This is a genomic window from Sporosarcina sp. Y1004, assembly GCF_057669665.1.
Map to the genome: position 1 here is coordinate 19,157 of NZ_JBYHFQ010000039.1, position 9,749 is coordinate 28,905.

9 protein-coding genes and 15 tRNA genes are annotated in these 9,749 nt (G+C 41.4%); 2 read left to right on the plus strand and 22 right to left on the minus strand.

Annotated features, from left to right (window positions below; all coding sequences use genetic code 11):
* Positions 1-199 precede the first annotated feature (199 nt).
* Positions 200-1,024 (minus strand): aldo/keto reductase, encoded by an 825-nt coding sequence (locus tag AC25Y6_RS18185; RefSeq protein WP_488144016.1) that lies wholly within the window; start codon positions 1,022-1,024, stop codon positions 200-202.
* Positions 1,025-1,183: 159 nt separating this feature from the next.
* Between AC25Y6_RS18185 and AC25Y6_RS18190 the strand changes: the two genes are divergently transcribed.
* Positions 1,184-2,485: an NCS2 family permease gene (locus tag AC25Y6_RS18190; protein WP_488144017.1), complete on the plus strand. Its 1,302-nt coding sequence runs from the start codon at positions 1,184-1,186 to the stop codon at positions 2,483-2,485.
* A gap of 37 nt (positions 2,486-2,522) precedes the next feature.
* Here AC25Y6_RS18190 and AC25Y6_RS18195 read toward each other — a convergent pair whose 3' ends face one another.
* The 3 genes from AC25Y6_RS18195 to queG all read right to left on the minus strand — a co-directional run bounded on the left by AC25Y6_RS18195 (position 2,523) and on the right by queG (position 4,778).
* Complete coding sequence (locus AC25Y6_RS18195) at positions 2,523-2,825, minus strand: hypothetical protein (protein WP_482103250.1); 303 nt, start codon at positions 2,823-2,825, stop codon at positions 2,523-2,525.
* A 322-nt stretch (positions 2,826-3,147) separates the two neighbouring features.
* Positions 3,148-3,621, minus strand: coding sequence for a tRNA (uridine(34)/cytosine(34)/5-carboxymethylaminomethyluridine(34)-2'-O)-methyltransferase TrmL (gene trmL / locus AC25Y6_RS18200; RefSeq protein WP_482103249.1), 474 nt, complete (start codon positions 3,619-3,621; stop codon positions 3,148-3,150).
* 17 nt (positions 3,622-3,638) lie between these two features.
* Positions 3,639-4,778 (minus strand): tRNA epoxyqueuosine(34) reductase QueG, encoded by a 1,140-nt coding sequence (gene queG / locus AC25Y6_RS18205; protein WP_488144018.1) that lies wholly within the window; start codon positions 4,776-4,778, stop codon positions 3,639-3,641.
* Between the two features lie 47 nt (positions 4,779-4,825).
* On the opposite strand from queG, the gene AC25Y6_RS18210 reads away from it, so the two are divergent.
* Positions 4,826-5,527, plus strand: a complete 702-nt coding sequence (locus AC25Y6_RS18210; RefSeq protein ID WP_482106274.1) for a B3/B4 domain-containing protein — start codon at positions 4,826-4,828, stop codon at positions 5,525-5,527.
* 138 nt (positions 5,528-5,665) lie between these two features.
* On the opposite strand, the gene AC25Y6_RS18215 is transcribed toward AC25Y6_RS18210, so the two are convergent.
* The 18 genes from AC25Y6_RS18215 to AC25Y6_RS18300 form a co-directional block, all read right to left on the minus strand.
* A complete protein-coding gene (locus AC25Y6_RS18215) occupies positions 5,666-6,565 on the minus strand; it encodes a hypothetical protein (protein WP_482103246.1) in 900 nt (299 codons plus the stop codon).
* Positions 6,519-7,064 carry an RNA polymerase sigma factor gene (locus tag AC25Y6_RS18220; protein ID WP_488144019.1) on the minus strand — a complete coding sequence of 182 codons (546 nt, stop codon included), beginning with the start codon at positions 7,062-7,064 and terminating at the stop codon, positions 6,519-6,521. The genes AC25Y6_RS18215 and AC25Y6_RS18220 overlap by 47 nt, the downstream gene beginning before the upstream one ends.
* Positions 7,065-7,387: 323 nt before the next feature.
* Positions 7,388-7,840, minus strand: a complete 453-nt coding sequence (locus AC25Y6_RS18225; RefSeq protein ID WP_488144020.1) for an SRPBCC family protein — start codon at positions 7,838-7,840, stop codon at positions 7,388-7,390.
* A 108-nt stretch (positions 7,841-7,948) separates the two neighbouring features.
* Positions 7,949-8,029: transfer RNA gene (locus AC25Y6_RS18230), tRNA-Leu, on the minus strand.
* A 38-nt stretch (positions 8,030-8,067) separates the two neighbouring features.
* A tRNA-Cys gene (locus AC25Y6_RS18235) sits at positions 8,068-8,141 on the minus strand.
* A gap of 8 nt (positions 8,142-8,149) precedes the next feature.
* A tRNA-Gly gene (locus AC25Y6_RS18240) sits at positions 8,150-8,224 on the minus strand.
* A 4-nt stretch (positions 8,225-8,228) separates the two neighbouring features.
* Positions 8,229-8,300 (minus strand) — tRNA-Gln (locus AC25Y6_RS18245).
* Positions 8,301-8,310: 10 nt separating this feature from the next.
* Positions 8,311-8,386, minus strand: a tRNA-His gene (locus tag AC25Y6_RS18250).
* 35 nt (positions 8,387-8,421) lie between these two features.
* Positions 8,422-8,497: transfer RNA gene (locus AC25Y6_RS18255), tRNA-His, on the minus strand.
* A 36-nt stretch (positions 8,498-8,533) separates the two neighbouring features.
* Positions 8,534-8,609, minus strand: a tRNA-His gene (locus AC25Y6_RS18260).
* A gap of 26 nt (positions 8,610-8,635) precedes the next feature.
* Positions 8,636-8,709 (minus strand) — tRNA-Trp (locus AC25Y6_RS18265).
* A 43-nt stretch (positions 8,710-8,752) separates the two neighbouring features.
* A tRNA-Tyr gene (locus tag AC25Y6_RS18270) sits at positions 8,753-8,837 on the minus strand.
* A 14-nt stretch (positions 8,838-8,851) separates the two neighbouring features.
* Positions 8,852-8,927 (minus strand) — tRNA-Thr (locus AC25Y6_RS18275).
* Positions 8,928-8,940: 13 nt separating this feature from the next.
* Positions 8,941-9,016, minus strand: a tRNA-Phe gene (locus tag AC25Y6_RS18280).
* A 139-nt stretch (positions 9,017-9,155) separates the two neighbouring features.
* Positions 9,156-9,231 (minus strand) — tRNA-Asp (locus AC25Y6_RS18285).
* Positions 9,232-9,234: 3 nt separating this feature from the next.
* Positions 9,235-9,309 (minus strand) — tRNA-Met (locus AC25Y6_RS18290).
* 90 nt (positions 9,310-9,399) lie between these two features.
* Positions 9,400-9,474, minus strand: a tRNA-Met gene (locus tag AC25Y6_RS18295).
* 68 nt (positions 9,475-9,542) lie between these two features.
* Positions 9,543-9,618: transfer RNA gene (locus AC25Y6_RS18300), tRNA-Val, on the minus strand.
* Positions 9,619-9,749: the final 131 nt, after the last annotated feature.

The following is a 9,749-nucleotide window of genomic DNA, read 5'->3' on the forward strand; positions in this document are numbered from 1 at the left end:
ATGGAACTCAATTTCTCCCCATTCAGCAAGGGTTTAAACCCCCGCTGAATTGTAGACTTTGTTCGCATTCATCTCACTACTTATAAAAGTGGAAGACTTCTGTAGCTGACGCTTCGCTTTCAGTACAAAAAGATTTGCTGAATGAAGTTATAAGGTCAATTGACAGATGCCAATCTCAAAACGCTCGTCCATTTTCAACTTAATAAGTATCCGGATCAGTTCCCGTTCGTTCGTCGAGATTTAGTGCATTAATCGAATCCATCTCTTCAGGCCTTAGTTCAAAATCGCCAACTTCACTATTCTCCCGAATTCGTTCAGGCGTCACTGATTTGGGTATGACGATAAGATTATTCTGCAGATGCCAACGAATAATTACTTGTGCAGCGGTTTTATCGTATTGTTCACCAATTTGAAGAAGTGTTGGTTCCATAAGCAATTTCCCACGTGCTAGCGGAGACCAAGACGTGACAGCAATGTCGTTCTCTTTACAAAACATACGTAGCGGTTCCTGCGTCAGACGTGGATGAAGTTCAATCTGATTTACCATTGGTGCAACATTCGCTTTAACGATTATTTTTTCAAGATGATGTTTGTGATGATTGGAAACACCCGTTGCACGAATGAGCTTCTCGTCATATAGTCGTTCGATTGCTTTATATGTATCCGTGTATTTTCCAGTGATTGGCCAATGTGTTAAATAGAGATCCAAATAATCTAAGTCCAATTTCTTTAAAGAAGTCTCAAACGCACGCAATGTATCGTCATATCCTTGATCAGTATTCCAAACTTTTGATGTAATGAACAGCTCTTCTCTTGGAACTCCGGAATGTCGAACCGCTTCTCCTGTTTCTCTTTCATTGTCATAGATGGCTGCTGTATCGATTGCACGGTATCCAGTTTCGATTGCATAGGCAATTGCTTCGACCGTCTGCTCGTGTTCTGTCATTTTATAAACACCAAGACCTAATTGTGGCATTTCCACACCATTTCCAAGCTCAATTGTTCCAGTAAATCGTTTTGACATTGTGTATTTCTCCTTTCTAACCTTTATACTACTAATTGTACAAGCGTCATTCGAATAGTACGAATTCCCTGATTAAAAGTCAGAGTTGAATTTAATTGTAAAAACGAATATTATTGTAATTGAACCTCATTTCGTTCGTATTTTGAAAGGAGAATTACGTTGTTCCATTTAAAAAAGAATAATACCACAGTAAAAACTGAACTATTAGCCGGTATGACTACTTTTTTAACAATGGCTTATATCGTCATTGTTAACCCTATTATACTTGCTGACGCAGGTGTACCGTTCGAACAAGTATTCATTGCGACGATTATCGCGGCTGTTGTTGGTACACTCTGGATGGCCCTTTTCGCAAACTATCCAATTGCGATTGCTCCAGGGATGGGATTAAACGCTTATTTCACATCTATTATTCTTGCCTCTGATGGACAACTCGATTATATGACCGCTTTTTCCGCAGTTTTCGTTGCTGGACTTTTATTTGTTCTCTTATCATTGACATCTTTCCGCGAAAAATTAATCGAATCCATTCCCGAGAGCTTGAAACTGGGAATTACGGCCGGGATAGGATTATTCATTGCCTTTATTGGTTTACGGCTCTCCGGACTCGTTGCTCCACATGAAGCGAATCTTGTTAAGCTTGGCGACCTAACCTCACCACCGGTTCTACTTGCTTTATTCGGCCTTCTAGTTACGATAATTCTTATGACGCTGAATATCTATGGCTCGATTTTCATCGGAATGATATTGACGGGAATTGTCGCAGCATTTACAGGTCAGCTTAAATTTGAAGGCGCTTTATGGAAAATACCTCATTTACCTGAGGGTATTTTAGTCTGGAATCCCATTACGGCAGTCGGGGATGTTATCTCACACGGTTTGTATGGTGTCGTCTTTGCCTTCCTTATCGTGACCTTGTTTGATACAACTGGTACGATGATTGGCGTTGCAAAACAGGCTGGCCTGATGAAAGGAAACAAGCTACCACGTGCACATCATGCATTACTTGCAGATTCTATTGCAACGACATTTGGCTCCATGTTTGGAACGAGCCCTACATCAGCATACATTGAATCTTCCTCTGGCGTAGCAGTAGGTGGCCGGACAGGTTTGACAACACTGACAGTGTCAATTCTATTCCTTGTCGCGGCATTTTTTGGTCCGCTCGTTAGTTCGTTATCGAGTGTCTCAGCGATAACCGCTCCTGCTTTAATCATTGTTGGAAGTCTGATGATTGGCGCTGTCAAAGATGTAGACTGGGATTCTTTCGATGAAGCATTCCCAGCATTTTTAGTTATTCTGACGATGCCGCTCACTTCAAGCATTGCGACAGGTATTGCACTAGGTTTCATCACCTACCCGCTTTTAAAAGTTGTTAAGGGGAAAGGGAAACAAGTTCCTGTGCTTTTGTATATTTTCGCAGTACTGTTCACCTATCAACTGTTCTTTTTACCACATTAAAAAATGCGCTTCCGTTTTTAAGCGGAAGCGCATTTTCTTATATATTTACTCTGCGGCTAGAAGTGATTGCCGATAGTAAGAGCGCTCCTGCAGTCAGTAGGTGCATGAACCAGCCTATGAGTGGTATGGCACTCACTACGCTTGTTACAAGACCTAGGATCGATGCAGACTTGCCTTGCATCTCACGGATTGAAAGAATTAACGTAATTGCGTGTAGTACAAACATTACGACAAGCGCCGAATAGCCAGTACCTATGACAAAAGCTCCCCCAATGAGTGGAATTGCGAGAAACCCTTCAGCAATTGCTGTCACCCATTTCATTCCTGTAGAATAATTCATATATATCTTACCTCCATATCGTTTTAGTCGTTATGTTATATACGGACAAGCGAACAAAAAGTTTCACTATTCTCTGCTCTGTCACAATTTTTCCAGACGGTCGTTTCAATTCCAATAAAAATAGGGTATACTTAATAAAGCTACTAATGAATTTACAGGAGGTACCTATCATGACAGTAATTCTAATTATAGGTGTTTGCTTCGCATTCCTATCTGCAATTTTTACAGGTGGATACGATGATAAGCCTGGTAAAGTTAAGATACCTGGTCAAAGAAAATAATGATTAATACACGGGACATGCCTTCTGGCTGTCCCGTTTTTTCATGCCAGTCCTGGATAATTTTGCTGTCTAAGTGCTTCATAAATAAGAATAGCAGCAGCATTCGACAAGTTGAGTGACCGTATATTATCATTCATTGGAATCCTAAGACATCTATCTTCGTTTTCACGTAAAACGTCATCAGGTAGTCCGCTCGTCTCTTTTCCAAAAACGAAAAATATATCTTGTGAAACATTTGAATAATCAAAGGCAGTATGAGCTTTATCTCCATGCTTCGTCAAAAAATAAAACAGGGCATCGGGATTTTCTGCAAATAGTTCACGGATTCCTTCATGATACGTAATATCTACATGTTCCCAGTAATCGAGCCCCGCCCGTTTCAACATTTTATCATCTGTCGAAAAACCGAGCGGCTTGATAAGATGTAATTTCGTTCCTGTTCCCGCGCATGTCCGTGCAATATTCCCTGTGTTTGCAGGAATGAGCGGTTCAAATAATGCTACATGTATTGCCATTTCAACACTTCCTCCACTTAAACTCTTTCTTTCCAGCTATTTGCCGCCTTTTCTAATTCAGCGCGCACTTCCGAATCTTCCTCTTTCAATAATGCTTCCTTAATAGCTACATGTCCTTCTTCCAAACCAATTCGACCAAGTGCCCAAGCAATCGTACCACGAATGACGGGTCTTGGATCATTCTCTAGCATACTGATTAATTCAGGTACCGCAGACTCCTCCTTGAAATGCGCGAGTGCAATGATTGCATTTCGTTGAATCGGATTTTTTCCGCGCCAAGATCCTGATACATGGCCAAACTTCTCTTTAAATTCACGATTCGACAACTTAAGAATCGGCTGAAGAAGTGGCTTAGCCAGTTCAGGGTCCGGTTGGAAAGCGTGCTGATGCAAATTATGCTTTCCTTTATTTTTCGGACATACCGTTTGACATGTATCACACCCGTACACTCGATTACCAAACTCCATCCGAAATTCTTCCGGGATTGGAAGTTTCGACTGTGTTAGGAAAGCAATGCAACGCTGCGCATTTAACTGCCCTCCTTGAATCAAAGCACCAGTTGGACAAACGTCAAGACAGAGTCTACATTCCCCGCATTCATCTTCCATCGGAACGTCTGGCGCAAACGGAATATTCGTGATCATTTCACCCAGGTATACATATGAACCAAACTCAGGTGTAATAATTGAACAGTTTTTTGCAGACCATCCGATGCCCGCCCGTTCCGCAACTGCACGATCAGATAGTTCCCCCGTATCGACCATAGACTTTACTCTCGCGTCGGGTACTTGTCCCAATATAAATTCTTCAAGAAGTTTCAACTTCTCCCGTAAAACCGTATGATAATCCGTGCCCCAGGATGCACGGCAAAAGATTCCCCGTCTTTCCCCTTTTTTCCCTTTCGGTGAATCAGCCATTTTGGATGGATACGCTATAGCTATTGAAATGATACTCTCTGCTTGATCTAGCAGAAGTCCAGGTTCAGTCCGTTTGTCTAAATCTTTTTCCTCAAAACCCGACTGAAAGCCAAGATCTTGCTGGCGCTTCAAGCGGTTTTTCAATTCACGAAATGGTGCAGCTGTTGTAAAACCGACTTTATCAATCCCAATCGACTCCGCATAAGCCCTCACCAACTGTTGCACTAGAACAGCATTCACACTGTATCACCTCCACTATGCTACTATTGAATTAAACTATATAAAGGGTGAATTTATTGAATATTAAATTAGCGAAAGACCTATTAGAAGCCGTGCCCGATTTAAAATTGGGCATTAACCATTATACCAAAATTACAGTGTCAGAATCGCCTCAAATGTTAAAAGGAAAATTGCAATTATTCCAAGAGCAACTTTTCTTTGAATTTGAGGATAAATCTATTACTGATTTACCCGCTATTAAGGAATGGCGTACGATATGGAAAACACTTGGCGCGGATCCAAATCGCTACCGCAATTCTTCAGAAGCACTTATGCGTCGGATCAAACAGGAAAACTTCATTAACCCATTCCATAATGCCGTCGACTTAAACAACTTCTTATCCTTGCAGCATTCAATTCCAATGGGCATCTATGATTTCCAAAAAATCGTCGGTGATGTATTGGTTACGACAGGTACCAACGATGATGGATATGATGGGCTAAATGGCCGTTTCAATTCGTTAAAAGACATTATACTCTTGAAAGATGATTATAGCTCATTTGGAAGTCCCTATGTCGATTCAATCCGAACAGCAGTAACTGAAGAAACGACTGAAGCAATGCATATCTACTTTCTACGCCCATCCATGGATGCGGCTAAAGCTTTTGAACTGACGAGAGCATGTGGAAATATGTTCACAAGCCTTAGCGGCGGAGACGTTCGTTCTTATGTTTTACATAAGGAACAGACATCTATTGAAGTAGGCTGATAGTGTTTATAATTGAGGGGAATGAACCGAAAAGCTACCAAGCTAACTGCAATGGTCAACCCCAATGTAGTATAATCTGATCTCCCATAATGGAAATCGCCCCTTCCGCATCGACGGAAAGGAGCGATTTTTTCAGCTTCAATTTTTGAATGGCTTTGTTTTCTCACCATCGATGAGTAATGTCCAGGTGCCATGCTCTGGTAATTTTAAATTCCCTTGATAGTGATAAATAAATGAACCCGCTCCAATATAGCTGCCGCCTTGGGCAAAAACATGTTCAGACACTATACTTCCTTTCTTATTCAGTAACTTCACTTCTATTTCCTTCCCACTATCCACTGAACTTTCAATTGTGATTTCAGTCTCCTCACCTACTTTAAGTTCCATTGGTTGATTAATCAAAGTATAATGTTCGGTCTTTGGAAATGGTGGAAGGACTTCAATTGTGAATTCCTCTAGTAATTGATCATTCACAAGGAAGGAAAGTTGCCATTCACCCTCTGTCGGAAATGGTGGAAAACTAGTCAATATCTGTTGAATATCTTCAGCAAATAGAAACCCATCAAAAATTCCTTCAGACATTGTAATCTTTTTATTGTAAGTATTTCTAGCTTCAACTGTGTAATTTTCACCTGCGAGTTCTGACGCATCCCCCCAAAAGTAGAGCATCATCTTTGCTCCTCTTCTAGCATCTTCTGCAACAAATTTCTCGTTAAATAACATTCCCACCTTACCTTCAATTCCAGTCACTTGATAATTACTATCTGCTAAGTTGAAGGTTTCCGCTTCTCCCGATGTAAATTCGACTTGAGGCTGAAACGACTGTCTCAGTTCATAAAACCAATTATTTGATAGGGCAAGAACAAATACAGTCGCACATAGTAAAGTGAATACAATGATAGGGTTAACAAATTGTGCTCTCTTTCTAGATTTCGTCCTCCTTTTCAAAGCCAGGCTGACTCTTTCTTTCTGTTCTACATTCAATGTGTATTTAGGAAGGTTTTTCAGATTTTCTTGTAAGTTCTCCACCCTCTTCATTAGCATAGCCCTCCTCCACAAGTATTTCCCTTAGTCTCTTTAACGCTCGATGAAACGTGACATTCACTTGATTCACATTACTTTTCAGTATTTCACTCACTTCTTTAGGCGTTAGCTCTAATATGCCCCTAAGTATTACCACTTCTTTATATCGCGGAGAAAGTTGATGAATTGCTTTGTATAATTGGATAATCTCCTGGTTCTGAATTGTTTGGTCTTCCAATTCATTTGAATGTCTTTGCTCACGGAAAAATAAGTATTTGATTTTCCCCCATACTTTCATTCTGCGATATTCATCGACGACCTTGTTCCTTGCGATTGAAATCAACCACGTTTTCGGATGGGATTGATTTTTGAAGCTAGACATCTTTTTCATAGCAATCATGAAGGTCTCTTGTACAAGGTCCTCGACGTCCAGTGAACCTGTATAGTAAGTTAGGAAACTCGTGATATCCCTTTCGTACAGTCGAAACCACTCCTCGATTTTATGGTTCGTCACACAATCTCCCCCCCTTTAGTTATTAGACGATTTATTATGTAAATTATTACAGATAAATAAGAAGACATGTTACTTCAAAGGTTAGAATGAAACTTCGCCTATTTCTTCCCCCAAAAAACTCCCTTTACCAATTTAAAAAAAGTTTTGGTAAAAGGAGTTTTTTCACTATATTAGTTTAAATATTGAATCCGGTTAATAGCCTGAGCGTAGGTGCCCTAAAAGGTCTAGTCGAAGCGGGTTGGAAGGAATTCTTGATTTCAATTTATATAGTAGATAAATTCAATACTTATTTATCAAGTCACCTTTTCGTGACGAAACACCCGTTACTCACTTTCTGCAATATCCTTCAGAGCTATAGCCCGACTCATGATAAAATTCTTCATATAGCTTTCCAAGAACAACTTATCTGCTATAACACCAATCAGTCCAAAAGGTGATGTATATTGAAATCTGTCAATCATCAGAGTGCCATTATCCTTTTCAATAAACTCATGAATATGTGTGAAAGAGTGAAAGGCGCCTTTCACCATTATATCTTCAAACAGATAGGGTCTATTCATTACTGTTATTTTTGCAGTCAGCCTTTGCTTTATACCGAAATGAACAGCTTCCCATGTGACAACATCCCCAGCCGACAATAAACCTGTCGTAATGCCACCCACGGCTTTCTCTTTCGTACTTTCTGTTGTACGAGTATGAATATCCACATCACGTGTAAGATCAAAGCAGCGTTCAATAGGGGCATGAATATACTGCTGATGTTCTATTAAAGGCATATTGATTCCTCCACCCGATTTTCTTTCAATCACTTTAGAAAAACCATACCACAGTAGTTAAAAGTAAGCATAAAAAAACACAACCGAAGTTGTGTTTTTTCCATATGATACCCGAGGCCGGACTTGAACCGGCACGCCTCGCGGCATCGCATTTTGAGTGCGACGTGTCTGCCATTCCACCACTCGGGCATAGTAATATTCATTTTCCATACTGTAGTAATAAAATATGGAGGCGGCAACCGGAATCGAACCGGTGGTAAGGGTGTTGCAGACCCATGCCTTACCGCTTGGCTATGCCGCCGTAGAAATTGGAGCGGAAGACGGGATTCGAACCCGCGACCCCGACCTTGGCAAGGTCGTATTCTACCACTGAACTACTTCCGCAAAACTGGGGTAGCTGGATTCGAACCAACGAGTAACGGAGTCAAAGTCCGTTGCCTTACCGCTTGGCTATACCCCAAAAAGATAAATGGGGCGACTGAAGGGAATCGAACCCTCGAGTGTCGGAACCACAATCCGATGTGTTAACCACTTCACCACAATCGCCATGATATCTCATTTGAATTGAAAAAATATAAAAATGGGGCGGCTGAAGGGAATCGAACCCTCGAGTGTCGGAACCACAATCCGATGTGTTAACCACTTCACCACAACCGCCATGACGTTTAATTTGATTTGAGAAAGTGTAAAAAATGGGGCGACTGAAGGGGATCGAACCCTCGAATGTCGGAACCACAATCCGATGTGTTAACCACTTCACCACAATCGCCAAAATAATAAGTTGAATTAAAAAAATGGCAGGGGCAGTAGGAATCGAACCCACATCAAAGGTTTTGGAGACCTCTATTCTACCGTTAAACTATGCCCCTAAATGGAAATTCATTTCAACACATAATTCATGTTAAAAAAAGTTGGTGGTGGGGGGCGGATTCGAACCGCCGAACCCGTAGGGAGCGGATTTACAGTCCGCCGCGTTTAGCCACTTCGCTACCCCACCACAATAGGTGTATATGGTGCCGGAGAAAGGACTTGAACCCTCAACCTACTGATTACAAGTCAGTTGCTCTACCAGTTGAGCTACTCCGGCATATTAAGTTAAATGGTGGCTCAGGACGGAATCGAACCGCCGACACAAGGATTTTCAGTCCTTTGCTCTACCGACTGAGCTACTGAGCCACATGTTTGGCTTTTGTTAAGCTATGCACCTTTATGTCTAATTCAATCATTCGGTCAGTCACGTAAATACATACGTTCTATCCTATATTCGATTGCTTCAACTATCTGCTTGCTTATTCTAAACCTTTAATATAAAAAATGGCGGTCCCGACCGGGATCGAACCGGCGATCTCCTGCGTGACAGGCAGGCATGTTAACCGCTACACCACGGGACCATTTGGTTGCGGGGGCAGGATTTGAACCTGCGACCTTCGGGTTATGAGCCCGACGAGATACCACTTCTCCACCCCGCGACAACAATATAAAATATCAATAAATGTATATGAACCTGAACCTTCTATGTACAAGAATTGTGTGTACAAGGCTGTATTCACAATAAAATTTGGTTGCGGGGGCAGGATTTGAACCTGCGACCTTCGGGTTATGAGCCCGACGAGATACCACTTCTCCACCCCGCGACAACAGTATTTATATAAGTAAATATATGGAAGTTTATTTAAGCGGTGGATCTGCTTAAAAAACTTAATGGTGGAGGATGACGGGCTCGAACCGCCGACCCCCTGCTTGTAAGGCAGGTGCTCTCCCAGCTGAGCTAATCCTCCTAGGTAAAATATTGATAAACTCTTTTTAAAACTTCGTTTAAAGTACTTATGGATTACTCTTTTCAAAACTTCGTTTTGAAAAAGTATTGGTGACCCCTACGGGATTCGAACCCGTGATACCGCCGTGAAAG

What these genes read in the sequence shown, in the direction of transcription:
- AC25Y6_RS18195 (WP_482103250.1), bottom strand. Translation starts at nt 2,825, where the DNA reads ATGAATTATTCTACAGGAATGAAATGGGTGACAGCAATTGCTGAAGGG.
- AC25Y6_RS18215 (WP_482103246.1), bottom strand. Translation starts at nt 6,565, where the DNA reads ATGAAGAGGGTGGAGAACTTACAAGAAAATCTGAAAAACCTTCCTAAA.
- trmL (WP_482103249.1), bottom strand. Translation starts at nt 3,621, where the DNA reads ATGGCAATACATGTAGCATTATTTGAACCGCTCATTCCTGCAAACACA.
- AC25Y6_RS18225 (WP_488144020.1), bottom strand. Translation starts at nt 7,840, where the DNA reads ATGCCTTTAATAGAACATCAGCAGTATATTCATGCCCCTATTGAACGC.
- AC25Y6_RS18185 (WP_488144016.1), bottom strand. Translation starts at nt 1,024, where the DNA reads ATGTCAAAACGATTTACTGGAACAATTGAGCTTGGAAATGGTGTGGAA.